This is a genomic window from Sulfurivirga sp. (assembly GCF_015490265.1).
Lineage (GTDB): Bacteria > Pseudomonadota > Gammaproteobacteria > Thiomicrospirales > Thiomicrospiraceae > Sulfurivirga.
In genome coordinates this window covers 1-18,216 of record NZ_WFYD01000030.1, presented here as the reverse complement: position 1 = coordinate 18,216, position 18,216 = coordinate 1, and the positions used below count along the sequence as shown (strand labels likewise).

General features: G+C 66.3%; 15 protein-coding genes and 1 pseudogene. 1 reads left to right on the top strand and 15 read right to left on the bottom strand.

Features of this window, described 5'->3' with window-relative positions:
- On the bottom strand, positions 1-2,586 hold a 2,586-nt coding region (gene secA, locus F8K16_RS02310), incomplete at its 3' end, for a preprotein translocase subunit SecA (RefSeq protein WP_294946384.1).
- Between the two features lie 49 nt (positions 2,587-2,635).
- On the opposite strand from secA, the gene F8K16_RS02305 reads away from it, so the two are divergent.
- Entirely contained in the window at positions 2,636-3,070 is a 435-nt protein-coding gene (locus tag F8K16_RS02305; RefSeq protein ID WP_294946382.1) for a DciA family protein, read from the top strand.
- A gap of 22 nt (positions 3,071-3,092) precedes the next feature.
- Here the strand turns inward: F8K16_RS02305 and lpxC are convergent, their stop codons facing one another.
- The 14 genes and pseudogenes from lpxC to F8K16_RS02235 all read right to left on the bottom strand — a co-directional run.
- Positions 3,093-4,001, bottom strand: a complete 909-nt coding sequence (lpxC, locus tag F8K16_RS02300; RefSeq protein WP_294946380.1) for a UDP-3-O-acyl-N-acetylglucosamine deacetylase — start codon at positions 3,999-4,001, stop codon at positions 3,093-3,095.
- 68 nt (positions 4,002-4,069) lie between these two features.
- Entirely contained in the window at positions 4,070-5,320 is a 1,251-nt protein-coding gene (gene ftsA / locus F8K16_RS02295; protein ID WP_294946378.1) for a cell division protein FtsA, read from the bottom strand.
- Positions 5,298-6,023 carry an FtsQ-type POTRA domain-containing protein gene (locus F8K16_RS02290; RefSeq protein WP_294946375.1) on the bottom strand — a complete coding sequence of 242 codons (726 nt, stop codon included), beginning with the start codon at positions 6,021-6,023 and terminating at the stop codon, positions 5,298-5,300. Before F8K16_RS02290 ends, ftsA begins: the two co-directional genes overlap by 23 nt.
- Positions 6,020-6,931 (bottom strand): D-alanine--D-alanine ligase, encoded by a 912-nt coding sequence (locus F8K16_RS02285; protein WP_294946373.1) that lies wholly within the window; start codon positions 6,929-6,931, stop codon positions 6,020-6,022. The genes F8K16_RS02290 and F8K16_RS02285 overlap by 4 nt, the downstream gene beginning before the upstream one ends.
- A complete protein-coding gene (murC, locus tag F8K16_RS02280; protein WP_294946370.1) occupies positions 6,921-8,297 on the bottom strand; it encodes a UDP-N-acetylmuramate--L-alanine ligase in 1,377 nt (458 codons plus the stop codon). Before murC ends, F8K16_RS02285 begins: the two co-directional genes overlap by 11 nt.
- Positions 8,294-9,361: an undecaprenyldiphospho-muramoylpentapeptide beta-N-acetylglucosaminyltransferase gene (murG, locus tag F8K16_RS02275; protein WP_294946367.1), complete on the bottom strand. Its 1,068-nt coding sequence runs from the start codon at positions 9,359-9,361 to the stop codon at positions 8,294-8,296. Before murG ends, murC begins: the two co-directional genes overlap by 4 nt.
- A complete protein-coding gene (gene ftsW / locus F8K16_RS02270; RefSeq protein WP_294946364.1) occupies positions 9,348-10,478 on the bottom strand; it encodes a putative lipid II flippase FtsW in 1,131 nt (376 codons plus the stop codon). The genes murG and ftsW overlap by 14 nt, the downstream gene beginning before the upstream one ends.
- The gene (murD, locus tag F8K16_RS02265) at positions 10,471-11,766 is read right to left on the bottom strand and encodes a UDP-N-acetylmuramoyl-L-alanine--D-glutamate ligase (protein ID WP_294946362.1); all 1,296 of its coding nucleotides are present in this window, start codon (positions 11,764-11,766) and stop codon (positions 10,471-10,473) included. Before murD ends, ftsW begins: the two co-directional genes overlap by 8 nt.
- Positions 11,763-12,848, bottom strand: a complete 1,086-nt coding sequence (mraY, locus tag F8K16_RS02260) for a phospho-N-acetylmuramoyl-pentapeptide-transferase (RefSeq protein ID WP_294946360.1) — start codon at positions 12,846-12,848, stop codon at positions 11,763-11,765. Before mraY ends, murD begins: the two co-directional genes overlap by 4 nt.
- Entirely contained in the window at positions 12,829-14,211 is a 1,383-nt protein-coding gene (gene murF, locus F8K16_RS02255; RefSeq protein ID WP_294946357.1) for a UDP-N-acetylmuramoyl-tripeptide--D-alanyl-D-alanine ligase, read from the bottom strand. Before murF ends, mraY begins: the two co-directional genes overlap by 20 nt.
- Positions 14,199-15,629 carry a UDP-N-acetylmuramoyl-L-alanyl-D-glutamate--2,6-diaminopimelate ligase gene (locus F8K16_RS02250; RefSeq protein ID WP_294946355.1) on the bottom strand — a complete coding sequence of 477 codons (1,431 nt, stop codon included), beginning with the start codon at positions 15,627-15,629 and terminating at the stop codon, positions 14,199-14,201. The genes murF and F8K16_RS02250 overlap by 13 nt, the downstream gene beginning before the upstream one ends.
- Positions 15,626-17,299, bottom strand: coding sequence for a penicillin-binding protein 2 (locus F8K16_RS02245; protein WP_294946353.1), 1,674 nt, complete (start codon positions 17,297-17,299; stop codon positions 15,626-15,628). The genes F8K16_RS02250 and F8K16_RS02245 overlap by 4 nt, the downstream gene beginning before the upstream one ends.
- Positions 17,289-17,594, bottom strand: coding sequence for a cell division protein FtsL (locus F8K16_RS02240; protein ID WP_294946350.1), 306 nt, complete (start codon positions 17,592-17,594; stop codon positions 17,289-17,291). The genes F8K16_RS02245 and F8K16_RS02240 overlap by 11 nt, the downstream gene beginning before the upstream one ends.
- An 8-nt stretch (positions 17,595-17,602) precedes the next feature.
- Positions 17,603-18,216, bottom strand: a pseudogene (locus tag F8K16_RS02235) (cell division protein FtsZ); the annotation flags it as partial.

Below are 18,216 nucleotides of genomic sequence, written 5' to 3'. Positions count from 1 at the left end.
GCCCATCTCGTCCAGACTCTGATGCACCGCCTCCAGCTGGGCCAGTCGCTGCTGCTCCTGCGCCTCCAGTTCGGCGATCTCCTCCTCGCTGGCGACAGTCACCCTGGAGAGCACCTCGATGGTCTCGCGCTTGACGTTCTCCAGAAAGGCCTGGAACATTTCGAACGCCTCGCGCTTGTATTCCTGGAAGGGGTCCTTCTGGGCGTAGCCGCGCAGGTGGATGCCCTTGCGCAGGTAGTCCATGGCGTTGAGGTGCTCGCGCCAGAGACTGTCCAGCGTCTGCAACAGCACCGCCTTCTCGAAGTGGCGCATGTTCTCCTCGCCGGCCTGTGCCACCTTGTCGGCGTAGGCCTGACGCACCGCCTCGACAATGCGCTCGCGCAGGGCCGGTTCATTGAGCGAAGTGTCCTCCTCCACCCAGCGGGCCACCGGCAACTCCACGCCGAAACGCTCCTTGAGCGCGGTTTCCAGCCCGCCCAGATCCCACTGCTCGTCCAGCGAGCCCGGCGGCACATACTGGTCGATCACCTCGTTGACCACATCCTCGCGCATGGCGTCGATGATCTCGCCGATGTCCTCCGCTTCCAGCAGTTCGTTGCGCTGGGCGTAGACCACCTTGCGCTGCTCGTTGGCCACGTCGTCATACTTGAGCAGGTTGGCGCGGATGTCCTGATTGCGCCCCTCCACCTTCTTCTGAGCACTCTCGATGGCGCGGGTGACCATGCGGTGCTCGATGGGCTCGCCCGGCTTCATGCCCAGCTTCTGCATCATCGCCTTGATGCGGTCGGAGGCGAAGATGCGCATCAGATCGTCGTCCAGCGACAGGTAGAAGCGGCTCTCGCCCGGGTCGCCCTGACGGCCGGAGCGGCCGCGCAGCTGGTTGTCGATGCGGCGGGACTCGTGCCGCTCGGTGCCGATCACCTTCAGGCCACCCAGCTGCTTGACCTGCTCGTGGCGTTCCTGCCACGCCTTGCGCACGGCCTCCTTCTGTTCCTCGGTGGCATCCTCGCCAAGCGCCTCCAGCTCCATCTCCAGATTGCCGCCCAGCATGATGTCGGTGCCCCGCCCGGCCATGTTGGTGGCGACGGTCACCGCACCGGGCATGCCGGCGTTGGCGATGATGTGCGCCTCGCGCTCGTGGTTCTTGGCGTTGAGCACATTGTGGGGAATGCCCGCCTGCTTCAGCCGGCTGGAGATCACCTCGGACATCTCGATGGAGGCGGTGCCCACCAGCACCGGCTGCCCTTTCTCATGGCTGGCCTTGACCTCCTTGACGATGGCATCCAGCTTGGAGGGCATGTCCAGGAACACCAGATCCGGATGGTCGATGCGCTGGGTGGGCCTGTTGGGCGGTATCTGCACCACCTCAAGGCCATAGGTCTGCATGAACTCGCCCGCCTCGGTGTCGGCGGTGCCGGTCATGCCGGCCAGCTTCTTGTAGAGGCGGAAGTAGTTCTGGAAGGTGATGGAGGCCAGCGTCTGGTTCTCCGCCTGAATGGCCACGCCCTCCTTGGCCTCGATGGCCTGATGCAGCCCCTCGGACCATCGCCGCCCCGGCATCTTGCGACCGGTGAACTCGTCGATGATCACGATCTCGCCGTTCTCGACGATGTAGTCCTTGTTGCGCTGGTAGAGCACATTGGCCCGCAGCGCGGCGTTGACATGATGCATCAGACCGATGTGGCGCGCGTCATACAGGCTCTCGCCCTCCGGCAGCAGGCCGGCTTCGTTCAGCAGCCGCTCCACCTTCTCATGGCCCTGATCGGTCAGATAGACCTGTTTGTCCTTCTCGTCCACCACATAGTCGCCGGTGGCGGTGTGGTTCTCCTCGTCTGCCTCGCCCCGTTCCAGATGGGGCACGATCTCGTTGACCTTGACATAGATCTCGGCCCGCTCCTCCGCCGGGCCGGAGATGATCAGCGGCGTGCGCGCCTCGTCGATGAGAATGGAGTCCACCTCATCCACGATGGCGTAGTTGAGCCCGCGCATGACCCGCTCCTCCGGCGAGAACACCATGTTGTCGCGCAGGTAGTCGAACCCGAACTCATTGTTGGTGCCGTAGGTGATGTCGGCGGCATAGGCCTGACGCTTCTCCTCGGCGCTCTGCCCGCTGGCGATGACGCCGGTGGTCAGGCCCAGCCAGCCGTAGAGCCGCCCCATCCACTCGGCGTCCCGCCGGGCCAGATAGTCGTTGACCGTAACCACGTGCACCCCCTCGCCGGAGAGTGCATTGAGATAGGCCGCCAGGGTGGCCACCAGCGTCTTGCCCTCACCGGTGCGCATCTCGGCGATCTTGCCCTCGTGCAGCGCCATGCCGCCGATCAGCTGCACGTCATAGTGGCGCATGCCCAGCACGCGGCGGCTGGCCTCGCGGGCGACGGCGAAGGCCTCCTCCAGCAGATCGTCCAGCGTCTCGCCCTTGTCCAGCCGCTCGCGGAAATCGTCCGTCTTGCCCCTGAGGGCGTCGTCGGAAAGCGCCTGAATCTCCGGCTCCAGCGCGTTGATGCGCTCGACCCGGCGGCGATACTGCTTCAGAAGACGGTCGTTGCGGGTGCCAATCAGCTTGCGGAACAGGTTCGTGATCATGGATGCTGTGCTTTAATAGGGAAAGTGAAAAACCGTGAAATCATACCACATGAAAAGTGCCAGAAGACTGCAGCAGCACGCCACCTGGACCGCCCTGCGGGAGGCGGTGGAACACTACCGTGGCCTGCATGAACGGGTGGCGCGGGCCGCGCCCCCTTCCCTGCGGCCCCACATCGTGGCCGTGGCCCTGCGGGATGACGCTCTCCACGTGTGGCTGGACAGCCCCGCCTGGGCCACACGGCTGCATCAGAGCCAGCTGGCGCTGCTGGACGCGCTGAAGGACGCCGGCCTGCCCCGGCCACAGCGCGTTCGCACCCATGTACGCCCGGCCGAACGGCCATCTCGACGTCCAGTGCGCCGGGCCACACCGCCACCGCCCGAAACACCCGAGCAGTTGACCCAGCTGGCCGACAGCATCCAGCACCCAAAGCTTCAGGAAAGACTGAGAAAACTGGCCGACACCCTGCGCCGGCAGCGTCGGTGAAGGAACAGACAGCACCCGCAGATCAGATGACGATCTTGCTGCTGCCGTAGGAGATGGGGGTGCTGCCCTCGGGAATGGTGACCATCTCCCAGGCCGTCTCATCATCCAGCAGCGCCCGCAGCAACGCGTTGTTGAGGGCATGGCCTGACTTGTGGGCCACGAACTCGCCCAGCACCGGATGGCCCAGCATGTAGAGATCCCCCACGGCGTCGAGAATCTTGTGGCGCACGAACTCGTCCCGGTTGCGCAGCCCACCCTCGTTCATCACACCGTTGTCGTCCAGGCCGATGGCGTTTTCAAGGCTGGCGCCCAGCGCCAGATTGTGCTGACGCAGGGTTTCGATGTCCCGGTAGAAGCCGAAGGTGCGCGCCCGGCTCACTTCCTTGAGATAGGCGGTGGAGGAAAACTCCAGCGTCATGCGCTCCGCCGTCTGCCGGAAGGCGGGATGGTCAAACTCGATGGAGAAGGTCAGGCGGAAGCCGTCATAGGGATGGAACTCGGCCCAGCCGCCCTTGTCGTTCTCCACCCGCACCGGCTTGAGAATGCGCACGAAGCGCTTGGGCGCCTTGAGCATCTTCACCCCGGCCGCCTGCAGCAGAAAGACGAAATGGGAGGCGCTGCCGTCCATGATCGGCACCTCGTCGGCGTCAATGTCGATATAGACATTGTCCACGCCCAGTCCGGCCAGCGCCGACATCAGGTGCTCGATGGTGGCGATCTTGACGCCGTCGCGCACGATGGTGGTGCACAGCGTCGTCTCCCCCACCGCCTGCGGCGACACCTGGAACTCGACCACGGGATCGCGGTCCACACGACGGAAGACGATGCCCGTGTCAGCCGGCGCCGGACGCAGGGTCATCAGGGCTTCCTGACCGGTGTGCAGCCCGACACCGCGGGCGGAGATGGGATGGGCGAGGGTTCTCTGTTTCACGGGTTTTCCAAACGACTGTGCAGGCGCGGCATTCTAACATGCGGGGGCGGAACAGACCGCTGTCCCGTTCAGAAGCTGCTGGCGAACCAGCGCTTCATGCGCTCGAGCAGGTTGCTCGCCTGACTCAGATCCAGTCCGCGCCGCGCGCTCTGACCGCCATTGCGCCGATGGTTGGCGGCCGCATGGCGCAACAGTCCCACCGTCGTGGCGTATTCGGGCGCTTCCAGATTCTCGCTGACCCCTTCCAGGCGCGCCGGGGCGCCCAGGCGCACCGGCATGTTGAACACCTCCTCGGCCAGCTCCACCGCGCCGGGCATGCGGCTGGTGCCGCCGGTGAGCACCACGCCGGCCCCCACCAGATTGGCAAATCCCCGCTCCTGTAGATGGTGAGTGTGAATCAGCTGGAACAGCTCCTCATAGCGAGGCTGGATGATCTCGGCCAGCAGCTTGCGACTGATGCAGCGAGCCGGCCGGTCCCCCACGCTTGGCACTTCGATGTCCTCGTCATTGACCAGCGTCGGCAGGCAGGCGCCGTACTTCTTCTTGATCTCTTCCGCCGCGGGGGCCGGCGTGCGCAGGCCGTAGGCGATGTCGTTGGTCACCTGGTCACCGGCCACGTCGATCACGCCGGTATGGTGAATGGCGCCCTGATGGAAGATGGCGATGTCCGTTGTGCCGCCACCGATATCGACCAGACAGACGCCCAGTTCCTTCTCGTCCTCCGAGAGCACCGCTTCAGCCGAGGCCAGCTGCTCCAGCACCACATCACCCACTTCCAGATTGCAGCGCTGGACGCACTTGACGATGTTCTGCACCGCGCTCAGAGACGCGGTGATCAGATGCACCTGCGCCTCCAGGCGCACGCCGGCCATGCCCACCGGCTGGCGGATGCCCGCCTGCCCGTCGATGATGAAGTTCTGCGGCAGCACGTGCAGCAGGCGCTCATCACTGGAGATGGGCACCGCCTTGGCCGAGTCGATGACCCGGTCGATGTCCTCCGGGGTCACCTCACGGTTGCGGATCGCCACCATGCCGTTGGAGTTGCGGCTCTTGACATGGCTGCCGGCGATGCCCACATGGACCGACTCCACGGCGATGCCAGCCATGCGCTCCGCCTCGTCGATCGCCTTCTGAATGGCGTGCACCGTGGAATCGATGTCCACCACCACGCCCTTCTTCAGCCCCCGGGAGGGGTGGCTGCCGAAGCCGATCACCTCCAGCGTGCCATCCGCCCGGATGCGGCCGATGGCCGCCGCCACCTTGGAGGTGCCGATGTCCAGGCCGACGAGAATGTCTTCAGTCTGTTTCTTTCGCGCCATGGGTCTGCTTCCGCCTGCGTTTGTCCGTCTTGGATGCGGCCACGATGGTAAAGCCATTACTATAGCGTAAATCCACCTCGGTCGCCTGCTCTCTGAGTTCGGGTTTCACCTGCGGCCACGCCCGCAGAAAGCGCTCGAACTGACTGCGGTAATCCGTCCCGTCCAGCCACAGGATGCGCGCCGGCAGCCAGTGGGTTTCCAGCGATCCGCCCGGGTGACGGGTCAGCCCCACCAGCGTCCAGCCGATCAGCTTCGTCTGTGTCCGCAGCCAGCGGGCCGCCGCCAGCAGACGGGGAGCGTCCGCCTCATCCGGACTCCACAGGGGCAGGAGCTGTCGCCACGCCGTCACGTCGGCAGGATGGAACACCTCGCCGCGGGGATTGACCAGCCCCGTCTCCCCCCAACGGGCCACCGGCTTCTGCAGCCGCACGCTGACCGAGAGTCGATCAGGCCAGATGCGCCGCACCGTGGCCTCCGCCACCCAGGGATCCGCCACTACCGCACGCCGCACATCGGCCAGACTCAGTTCCATGAAACGCCGCCCCACGAACGGCTGCAGGCGTCTGGCCAGCGTCTCGGGCTGCACCGGCGACCCTGCTGGCACGGCGACTTCCAGCTTTTCAATACGCGGCCACCACAGCAGGGCCAGAACCCCCGCAATCAGCAACAGCAGCCCGACCAGCCACGGCAGCCTGCGTCTCATGCCAGCCCGGCCGCCGCGAGAATTTCCATCACCAGCCGGTCAAAGGACCAGCCGTACTGCCGCGCCGCCATGGGCACCAGCGAATGATCGGTCATGCCCGGCACGGTGTTGACCTCGATCAGCCAGGGCCGCCCCTGCTCATCCACCATCAGGTCCACCCGCCCCCATCCGGCGCAGCCCAGCAATCCGAAGGCGGCGGCAGCCAGCTCCGCCAGCTCGCCCTCGCGCACCGCATCCAGCCCGCAGGGGCAGTGATAGCGGGTCTGATCCGAGTGATACTTGGCCTCATAGTCGTAGAAGGTGCGTGGCGTCTCAATGCGGATGGCCGGCAGCACCTGTTCGCCCACCAGCGCCACGGTGTATTCCGCCCCCTCGATCCAGCGCTCGATGATCACTTCCCGATCCAGCGCAAGCGCCGCCTCCAGCGCCGTGTGAAGCGCCTCCGGCGTGTCGGCACGGGCAATGCCGATGCTGGAACCTTCCCTTGCCGGCTTGACCATGACCGGAAAGCCAAAATCGAGCTGGGACAGCTCGAAGGGCGCATCCCGCATCACCACCAGAAAATCCGGCGTGGGCAGGCCCGCACCCCGCCATACCCACTTGGTGCGCAGCTTGTCCATGGCCAGCGCCGATGCAGCCATGCCGCTGCCGGTATAGGGCACCCCGCAGTCATCCAGCAGCGCCTGCACCGTGCCATCCTCCCCCCAGCGACCGTGCAGGGCGATGAAAACGCCATCCGCCCAGGCGGCCGCCCTGCGCACCTCTTCTCCCGTGCGCACATCGAAGCCCCGCGCCGCAACGCCCTGACGCTCCAACGCCGCCAGCACCGCCTCGCCGCTGCGCAGCGAAACCGGCCGCTCTTCCGAGACGCCGCCCATCAGCACGGCGATCTTCTTCTCAGTGCCCATGACTCACCTCCCTGGCCCATTGGCCGATATCCCCGGCTCCCATGACCACCACCACGTCATCCTCCTCAAGGCGGGGCGCCAGCACCGGCGCCACCTCATCCAGCGCCCCCACGGCGCTGACCTGCGCGTAGCCCTGCGCACGCATTGCCTGGGCGACGCTACGGTGGTCAGCCCCGGCAATCGGTGTCTCCCCGGCAGCGTAGACCGGCGGCAGCACCACATCATCCGCCTGACTCAACACCTGCACGAAGCGGTCGAACTGCTCTGCCGTGCGCGTGAAGCGGTGCAGCTGAAAGACCAGATGCAGCCGCCGTCCCGGCCATGCCTGCCGGGCAGCCGCCAGTGTGGCCGCCACCTCGGTGGGGTGATGGCCATAGTCATCCACCAGCGTCACCCGTCGTCCGCCCAATGTCACCTCGCGCACATTGAAGCGCCGTCCGATGCCGGCAAAGCCCACCAGTGCCCGTGCAATGGCCTCCGGCGTCACGTCCAGCTCCAGCGCCACGGCCGTGGCTGCCAGCGCGTTGAGCACATTGTGGCGTCCGGGCATGTTGAGCGTGACGGCAAAACGCCGCTCGCCGGCCACCACCTCGAAATGGCTGCGCAACCCGTCAAAGCGAACGTTTTCGGCACGGATGTCCGCCGCCTCGTCAAAGCCGTAGGTGACCGTACGCCGCTCGAATGCGGGCATCAGCGCCCGCACCGTCTCATCCTCATGACAGGCGATCACCGTTCCATAGAAGGGCAGGCGCTGCACGAACTGCACGAAGGTCTGCTTGAGCCGCTCGAAATCCCCCCCGTAGGTGACCATGTGATCCTCTTCAATGTTGGTGATCACCGCCATGTGGGGCAGCAGGTGCAGAAAGGAGGCGTCCGACTCGTCCGCCTCGGCCACCATGTACTCGCTCGCGCCCAGTCGGGCGTGGGAACCTGTGGCATTGAGCCGCCCGCCAATCACATAGGTAGGATCCAGCTCGCCCTCTGTCAGCACCGCTGCCGTCAGGCTGGTGGTGGTGGTCTTGCCATGGGTGCCGGCGATGGCGATGCCGAAGCGCATGCGCATCAGCTCCGCCAGCATCATGGCGCGCGGAATGACCGGAATGCGCTGCGCCCGGGCCGCCTGCACCTCGGGGTTGTCCTCCGGCACGGCGGAAGAGACCACCACCACGTCGGCCCCCGTCACCGCTTCGGCCCGATGGCCGATGTGCACGCGCACGCCCAGCGCTTCCAGGTGCCGGGTGTTGGCGGACGGCTTCAGATCACTGCCGCTGACCTCATAGCCCAGGTTGCGGCACACTTCGGCGATGCCGGCCATGCCCACCCCGCCGATTCCGATGAAATGAATGTGTCGAATACGGTCCTTCACGCTTCCTGCAGCCTTTCAAGCATGTCATCCACGATGCGGGCCGCCGCCTGCGGACGATAAAGGCGGCGCATGATCGCACCGGCCTCCGCCAGCCGTGCCGGCTCAAGCCAGTGATCAAGACTGGCGGCGAGACGCTGCGGCGTCAGCGCCTCCTGCACGATCACCTCGGCGGCACCGGCCTGTTCCGGCAGCGCGGCATTGGCGCGCTGATGGTCATCTACGGCATGAGGGAAGGGCACGAACAGCGCCGCCCGCCCCGCGGCCATGACCTCCGTCACCGTAAGCGCCCCGGCGCGGCAGACGATCAGATCGGCCCAGGCATAGGCGGCGGCCACATCATCGATGAAAGGCGTCACCTTCGCCGTCACGCCCCCCGCCTCATAGGCGGCACGGGCCTCATCATACGTCAACTGTCCGCTCTGGTGGCGCACCTCGACCGGCCTGTCCAGCAGCGCCAGTGCCGACGGCACCGTGCGATTGAGTGCCAGTGCCCCCCGGCTGCCCCCCAGCACCAGCAGCCTTGGCGGGCCGTCATGGGCCCGCCATGACGGCACCGCCTCGATCTCGGCCCGCACCGGATTGCCGAACACCTCGGCCTTCGCCACCGGCTTGCCCACAAAGGGGAAGCCCGCGTAGACCGCCTCGCTCAAGGGGGCCAGCAGGCGGTTGGTCAGCCCGCCAATGGCGTTCTGCTCATGCAGAAACAGCGGCACCCCCAGCGACCGGGCCGCCAGTCCGCCCGGTCCGCAAACGAAACCGCCCATGCCGAGCACGGCCTGTGGCCTCTGGCGACGCAGAATCCGGCGCGCCTGCGTCACGGCGCGGCTGACATTGAGCGGTGCCTTCAGCCAGCCGGTCACGCCCTTGCCCCGCAGCCCGGTGATATCGATGGCCTCGAACGGCAGGCCGGCTTCTTCCACCCAGCGGCGCTCCATGCCGCCCGCCGTGCCCAGCCAGGTCACCTCCACTCCTCTTGCCTGCAACGCCTCGGCAATGGCCAGACCGGGAAAGACATGCCCGCCGGTGCCGCCGGCCATGATGGTGAGCCGTTCAATCCGCTTCATGCCGGTTCTCCCAGTCCACCCGCAGCACGATGCCGAAGGCGATGGCGAAGATGAGCACGCTGGAGCCACCGTAGCTGAAGAACGGCAGCGTCAGCCCCTTGGTGGGAAACAGCCCCAGATTGACCCCCATGTTGATCAGCGCCTGCAGCATGAACCACACGCCGACGCCGAAGGCCAGCTGGGCCTGGAACAGCCTGTCACGCACCAGCGCGGCCCGGCCGATGGCGAACACGCGCCACAGGATGAACAGATAGAGTCCCGCCAGCAGCACCACGCCCACGAAGCCGAACTCCTCGCCGTAGATGGAAAAGAGAAAGTCCGTGTGGGCATCGGGGAGATAGAGCAGTTTCTGCACGCTCCGTCCCAGGCCAACGCCCGTCAGGCCGCCGCTGCCCAGCGCGATGAGCGCCTGTACCAGCTGATAGCCCTTGCCGAAGGGATCCGCCCAGGGATCGAGAAAGCTGGTCACCCGCGCCATGCGGTAGGGCGACATGACCACCAGCAGCACCAGCACCGTCGCCATGGGCAGCACTGTCAGCACGAAATAGCGCCAAGGGGCACCGGCGATCAGCAGCATGGCCGTCAGTACCGCCATGATCACGAAGGTGGAGCCGTAGTCCGGTTCCTGCAGCAGCAGAAAGGCCATCAGACCGAAGGGCAGCGCCAGCCGCAGCATGCCGGTGAATTTCTCCCGCACCGTCTGCAGGTGACGGGCCAGATAGCCGGCCATGAAGATGACAGTCACCAGCTTGGCCAGCTCCGCCGGCTGGAAGTTCATGATGCCGAGGCTGATCCAGCGGGTGGCGCCATTGACCTCCCGACCCACGATCAGCACCGCCACCAGCAGCAGCAACGTGCCCAGCAGCAGGCGCCCGCGCCAGCGGTACCAGATTTCCGTGGGCGTGACCGCTGCCGCCGCCATCAGCCCCAGCCCCAGCGCCATGGCGAACGCCTGCCGGATGAAGAAGTGCCATGGCGAACCATACAGGCGTTCGGCATAGGCGGTGGACGCCGACAGCACCATGGTCAGCCCGAGCCCCATCAGGGTCAGCAGCGCCCCCACCAGCCAGGGATCCACCGGCATGCGCGGCGTGGAGTGAACGGCGGTGTCAGACATGTTCCTCAACCCATTGACGGAAGGCCTCGCCGCGGGCCTGATAGTTGGCGAACTGGTCGAAACTGGCGCACGCGGGCGAAAGAAGCACCGTATCCCCGGGCCGGGCCTGCGACCTCGCCACATGGAGCGCCTCCTCCAGCGTCTTCCGCTGCGTCACGGGCACGGCGCCCTCCAGCGCCTCGGCAATGCGTGGGCCGTCAACGCCGTAGGTGACCACGGCGCGGCAGGCCCGAGCCGCCGCCGTCCGCAGTGGTGAAAAATCCTGCCCCTTGCCGACACCACCGGCCACCAGCACCACCGGCCCAAGGGCGGCGAAACTCTCCAGCGCCGCCACCGTGGCGCCCACATTGGTGCCCTTGGAGTCATTGACCCAACGCACGCCATCGCGCACAGCCACCTGTTCGGTGCGATGCACCAACCCGGAAAAACCACGGGCCACATCCAGCGCCGGCGAAAGATCCGTCACGAAGGGACGCACCAGCGCCAGCGCCGCCAGCACGTTCTTCTGCATGTGGGCCATGGGCAGCGGCAGTTCCGAGACCGGCATCAGCCGGGTCTCTCCCCGCACGAGCCAGCCTGTCGCCACCCCGAAATCCGCCTCCGCCGCCGGCGGTGTCAGATCGAAGCGCACCCGCTCCGGCACGCCATCCGCCAGAGCCGCCAGCTCTGGGGGCACCACGGCCCGCCGCGCATTGCTGAAGATGCGCGCCTTGGCGGCAACGTAATCGTCCATGCCATCATAGCGGTCCATGTGGTCCTCGCTCACATTGAGCAGCGCCGCCGCCGAGGGCGCCAGACTGCGGGTGGTTTCCAGCTGAAAGCTGGACAGTTCCAGCACGTAGAGGTCCACAGGCCGGTTCAGCAGATCCAGCGCCGGCGTGCCCAGATTACCGCCGGCCACCGCCCTGATGCCGCTGGCGTTGAGCATCTCGGCCACCAGCGTGGTGACCGTGCTCTTGCCGTTGGAACCGGTAATGGCGATCACCGGGCGGTCCACGGCGCGGGCGAACAGCTCGATGTCCCCGACGATGGGCAGCGCCCGAACACGGGCCGGTGCCAGCAGCGGGTCGGCCATGGCCAGCCCCGGGCTCACCACCAGTGCGTCCACTTCGTCCCAGGCCGCATCCGGCAGGGCGCCGGCATGGAATCGAATGTCAGGATGGGACTGGCGCAGACCTGTCAGATCGAAATCCTCACGGGTATCCCATGCCCAGGCCACCTGCTCCGCCGGCAGGTGGCGCAGCACAGACTGCCCGGTCATCCCCAGTCCGACGACGCCGTATCTCATCGGATCTTCAGGCTGGCCAATCCCACCAGCACCAGAATGATGGTAATGATCCAGAAGCGCACGATGACCTGTGACTCATGCCACCCCTTCTGCTCGAAATGGTGGTGAATGGGCGCCATCAGAAAGATGCGCTTGCCCCGCAGCTTGTAGGAGCCCACCTGCAGAATCACCGAGATGGTCTCCATGACGAACACGCCGCCCATGATGAACAGCACCAGCTCCTGACGGGTGGCAATGGCCAGCACGCCCAGCGCCGCACCCAGCGCCAGGGAGCCCACATCGCCCATGAACACCTGGGCCGGATGGGCGTTGAACCACAGAAACCCCAGCCCGGCGCCCACCATGGCGCCGGCGAAGATGGCCAGCTCTCCGACACCGGGCAGGTAGGGAATGTGCAGATAGTGGGCGAAAACGCTGTGGCCGCTCACATAGGCGAAAATGCCCAGTGCCCCGGCCACCATGGCGGTGGGCAGAATGGCCAGTCCGTCCAGCCCGTCGGTCAGGTTGACCGCGTTGGAGCTGCCCACGATGACGAAATACCCAAGCACCACGGCACCGAGCGCCCCCAGCGGCAGCCAAGTGTCCTTCATGAAGGGGATCAGCAGGTGACTCATCACCTCCGGCGGCCCCAGATGATAGAGGGTCCATGCAGCCGCCAGCCCCACGATGGACTGAAGCAGGTATTTGTGGCGCGCCTTCATGCCGTTGGGATCCCGATAGACCACCTTCTTGTAATCGTCCACGAATCCGATGACGCCGAAGGCGAGCGTGGTCAGCAATGCCGTCACCAGCCACGGGTTGGTCAGATCCCCCCACAGCAGCACCGCCAGGGCGATGGAGAACAGGATCATCACTCCGCCCATGGTGGGCGTGCCCGCCTTGACCAGATGGGTCTGCGGGCCATCCTCGCGTATGGCCTGCCCCACCTTCAGGCGCGTCAGCCAGCGGATGACGCCCGGCCCGATCACAAAAGAGGTCACCAGCGCGGTCAGGGTTGCCAGAATGGCCCGCAGAGTGATGTAGTGGAACACCCGGAAAGCGGGCTCGAACTGCATCAGCCAGTCAGTCAAATAAAGCAGCATGTGTCTGTCTCAGATGATCAATGACCCGCTCCATGGCGGCGCTGCGTGAGCCCTTCACCAGCACTCGCCAGGGACGCGCGTCCCGTTGCAGAAAATCCCCCAGCGCCTGCGCAAGCGCGGCGTGATCCATGAAAATCTGGGCCCCGTCGCCAAAGGCTTCGACGGCGGGCAGCAGCGGCATGTCCAGCCCCCACAGGCGCGCCACCCCCGCTTCCCTCATCCAGTCGCCCAGACGGGCCAGCTCGTCACGCTCCCGTGCGCCCAGCTCCGCCAGCGGACCGAGGCACACCAGCACGGGGCCATCCTGCGCGATCAGCGCCTCGACGGCGGCCCGTACCGATGCGGGATTGGCATTATAGCTGTCGTCCACCAGCCAGCCGCCCGTGGCCAGCGCAACGGGCTGCATGCGCCCGGGTGCGCCCCGAAAGCCCGCGAGCGCCTGTTCAATCCGCGACCAATCCACGCCCAGATACTGTGCCGCGGCGATGGCCGCCGCAGCGTTATGGGCATGATGTGGCCCCCATACCGGCATGAAGAGGCTGCGCTGCCGCCCGTGCAGATCGATCAGTCGGCAGCGCACTCCGTCCACCGCCTGTGTCACCGCCAGCAGGCGCACCCTGGACCGCTCATCCCGACCGAAGTCGATCACCTCGACACGCCGCGCATGGGCGCGGGCCTGCCAGCTGTTGAAGCCGACGCTGTCACGGTTGAGCACGATCGCACCGCCTGCCGGCAGGGCGTCGATCAGTTCCCCCTTGGTGCGGATGATCGTCTCCAGCGAACCGAATTCACCGATATGGGCCGGTGCCGCCTGAGTGATGACGCCCACATCCGGTTCCGCCAGAGCGGCCACGCGGGCGATCTCACCCTCATGATTGGCGCCCATCTCTACCACGGCGAAGCGGTGTGTCCTTTCCAGCCGCAGCAGGGTCCGGGGCACCCCCAGCTCATTGTTGAGATTGCCCGCCGTGGCCAGTGTCGGCGCCTCTGCCGACAGGATGGCGGCCAGCATCTCCTTGGTGGAAGTCTTGCCGTTGGAGCCGGTCACCCCCACCAGCGCCTTCAGCGGCACGCGCCGCCGATGCCAGCGGGCGATCTCGCCGAAAGCCTGGCGGGTGTCCGCGACACGGCACTGGGGCAGTGGCGCGTCCACGGTTTGCTCCACTATGGCCGCCACCGCGCCCCGCGCCGCCGCTTCGGCCACAAAGCGGTGGCCGTCAAAACGCTCACCCCGGATGGCCACGAACAGGTCGCCCGACTCAAGCGTGCGACTGTCGGTGACCACCCGTTTTGCCTCGTCGGGCACGGACGCACACCCAAGCAGGGGGAAGATCTCCGCCAGCGGAAAGGTCAGCGCCGCCATTTGAGGGCTTCGTCCCGATCGGAAAAGGGGCGTGTTTCACCACAGAACTGCTGGGTGCGTTCGTGCCCCTTGCCTGCGATGACCACCACATCGTCATCGGCCGCGCACTGCATGGCGATCTGGATCGCACGCGCCCGGTCGGGCACCTGCTTGTGGGGGCGGCTGATGCCTTCGGCCACCTGCGCCATGATGGCGTGAGGATCCTCACAGCGCGGATTGTCGCTGGTGAGGATGATGCGGTCGGCCAGCCGGTCGGCCACCTCCCCCATCAGTCTGCGCTTGCCCCGGTCGCGCTCACCGCCGGCCCCGAACACCAGCCATAGCGTCCGGTCGGGCCAGTGGGCGCGCACGCTCTCCAGCAGTGCTTCAAGCCCATCGGGCGTGTGAGCGTAGTCAATGATGACGGTGGGGTTGTCGCGAACCTTTTCCATGCGTCCCTCCAGTGGCCGCAACGCCGCAAGTCCTTCAATCAGCCTTTCATGATGGGGTCTCCCCCATTTTTCCACGATCGCCAGCGCGGCGGCCAGATTTTCCCCGTTGAAAAGTCCCAGAATCGGCGTCCTGCAGGGCTTTTCTTCATGCTGGAAGCCGATGATGCCTGTCAGACCGCTCTCGGTGGCGGTCAACTGCCGGCAGCACACCTGTGCGCCCGGCCCCGTGCCGTAGGTCACCGGATTCGGACAGCGGGTCGCCAGTTCCCGCCCGAGCGCATCGTCCAGATTGAGCACCTGACGGCGGCTGGGCCAGTCGGTGAACAGGCGCGCCTTGGCGGCGCGGTAGGCTTCTTCCGAACCGTGAAAGTCCAGATGGTCGCGACGCACCTGGGTCAGCGCCACCGTGTCGAACCGAAGCCCGTCGATCCGTCCCAGCTCGATAGCGTGAGAGGAGACCTCCATGGCCACCGCCTCGATGCCGGAGGTCGCGAGACCATGAAGCAAGCGGTACAGAGTAGGTGCGTCCGGCGTGGTATTGGCCAGCGGCTGCAGCTGTCCCGGTCGCCCCCAGCCCAGCGTGCCGATCAGCGCCGCGGGCACATCCAGCCCTTCCAGCAGCTGCGCCACGAACCAGCAGGTGGAGCTCTTCCCATTGGTGCCTGTCACGCCGATGACCGCCAGCCGCTCATCCGGTGCGTCATAGAACCAGCGTGCCAGCGCGCCCAGCCGGTCACCCAGACCTGCCACCGACAGACAGGGGATTCCCTGCACGCGGGCATCGGGCCGATCCGTCAGGATCAGCGCTGCCCCACGGGCAGCCGCCTGCGGCGCGAAACTCAGACCATGGGTCCGGCTGCCCGCCAGGGCGACAAACACGTCGCCCTGGCGGATCTTGCGACTGTCCAGATGCAGATCACCCAGCTTGCGATCGGGACCCGCCCATTCGATCCGCAACCAGTCTGCCAGCTGTTTCAGTGTCTTCATTCTGCCCGGTCCGGAGGCACATTGCGAAGGCGCAGCGCCTGCGTCATCACTTCACGGAAAATGGGGGCGGCCACCTCGCCGCCGTAATAGATGCCACGGCTGGGCTCGTCCACCATCACCACCATCACCATGTCCGGGTTGTCCGCCGGCACGATGCCGGCGAACAGGGCCCGGTAACGGCTCAGGCTGTAGCTGTCGCCGCCCACCTTGTGCACGGTGCCGGTCTTGCCGGCCACACTGTAGCCCACGATATGCGCCTTGGGGGCGGTGCCGCCCTTCTCGGTGACCTTTTCCATCATCATGCGCACCTGACGCACCGCTACCGGGTCGAGCACCTGCCGCTCCGGCTGCGGCGGCTGATCCAGCCTGAACAGCGACAGCGGCAGCATGGCGCCGTCATTGGCCAGCACAAGATAGGCGCGCGCCAGCTGCAGCAGGTTGATCTGAAAACCGTAGCCGAAGGCGGCCCATGCCTGCTCCACCGGCGTCCACACATCCGCGGTGCGCAGACGCCCCATGGCCTCCCCATGCAGGTAGAGACCGCTGTCCCGGTCAAACCCCAGCTCATGGAACAGCGACCAGATGTCCCGGGGCTTCATGCGCAGAGCGATCCTGGCGATGCCCACGTTGCTGGAATGCTGAATGATGCCCTCCGGCGTGAGCACGCCCTTGTCGTGATCGTCCCGCACGATGCGGTCGTCCACCCGCAACCGACCGGGCGAGGTGTCGATGCGCTCATCCAGCGCCACCTTGCCTTCCTGCAGCGCCCGGGCCATCACCAGCGGCTTGATGGTGGAGCCGGGCTCTATCAGATCCGACACCGCATGGTTTCTCGTGGCGGACGGACGGATCTGACTGCGGTCGTTGGGGTTGTAGCCGGGCTGGCTGGCCATGGCCAGGATCTCGCCGGTGTGGGCGTCCAGCACCACCGCGGCGGCGGCGCGGGCCTGATGCATGATCATCGCCCGCTTGAGCGCCCGGTAGGTGAAATACTGAATGCGCTGATCCAGCGCCAGCGTCATGTCCCGGCCAGGCTTGACGGGGTGCACGGTATCGTGGAAATCCACCACATGCCCCTTGAGGTCCTTGATCACCCGGATCCGGCCGGGCGTGCCCCGCAGCCAGCCGTCATAAACCTTCTCCAATCCGGCCTGTCCCACATCATCGATGTTGGTGAAGCCGATCAGATGGGCGTCCACCTCAGCCTGCGGATAATAGCGCCGCCATGTGGGCGTCACATAGACGCCCGGCAGCTTGAGCCGACTGACCCGATCCGCCACATCCGGCAGCACCTGGCGCTTCAGATACATGAAATGCCCCTTGCAGCGCGCGCCGACACGGCGTTCGAGCGAACGGACATCCTGATGCAGCAGCTTCGCCAACGGCCTGAGCGCGCCCAGATTGCCGCAGGCCTGGCTGGGATCCACCCACACGTCCGCTACCGGCGTGGACAGCGCCAGCACCTGTCCATTGCGGTCGTAGATGACCCCGCGCGCCGCCGGCAGGGTCATCGTGCGCACATGGCGCACCTGCGCCTGCTTGAGCAGGAACGGCGACTGCTCCACCTGCACCAGCCAGGCACGCGCCACGATCACCAGCGCGGCCAGCAACACCAGCGCCAGCACCCCGTGCTCCCGCCCGATGGCGTTGCGCAATGCCTCAATCTTCATACAGCAGTATCGTCTGCGCGGGGGGGTGATAGGTCATGCCCAGCCGACGTGCCCGCTTTTCCAGCGCCACAGGCGCGCTGAGATGGCCATACTCCAGCACCAGGCGGCTCCAGTCAGCCTGCACCTTGCGCTGCTGCCGCATCAGTCGGGCATAGTCGTCCGACGCATTGCGGATGGACTGCTCGATCACCACCACGCTCCAGGCCTCGGCCAGCAGCACAGCGCCCAGCACAACGAGAAAAAGCCCGCGCCCGATCAGCGACCGGACTTCGGGCCTGAGGAGCGTGTCACGCATGGGTGCGGTCAGTTGGCCTGCTTGCGCAGAAAGGTCGGAATATCCAGATAATTACCCACTTCAAGCGGAAGGGGATCGCCGGTCGTGCCCGTCCCGCCAAGTGTTGTGTTGACAGGGCCGTTAACTGGCGGAACCTGAGGCTCGGGCTGAGGAACCGGACGGATCGGTTCAGGGCGAACCGGCTCCGGACGCACCGGTTCAGGCGCCGGCTCAGGCTGGGCCACATTGACAGTCGGTCCCACGGGCTGCTCCGGCTGCACGGGTGCCGGCTGCGGCTGAGGTTCGGGCTGACGGCGGCGACGCCGTGCGCTGGGCATTTCCATCTTTGCCTCACCGGCGCTCTCCAGACCGGTCGCCACCACGGTCACCCGCAGCTCGCCCTCCAGCGTCTCATCGATGGAAGTGCCCACGATGACCTCGGCGCTCTGGTCGGCCAGACTCTCGATCAGATTGCCCACATCATCCCATTCAGACAGGGTCAGGTCGGGACCGGCGGTCACATTGACCAGCACACCACGGGCATCCTCGACGCGCACATCCTCCAGCAGCGGGTTGTTGATGGCCGCCTCGGCCGCCTTCACGGCACGGTCCTCGCCGCTGGCCACACCCACACCCATCAGCG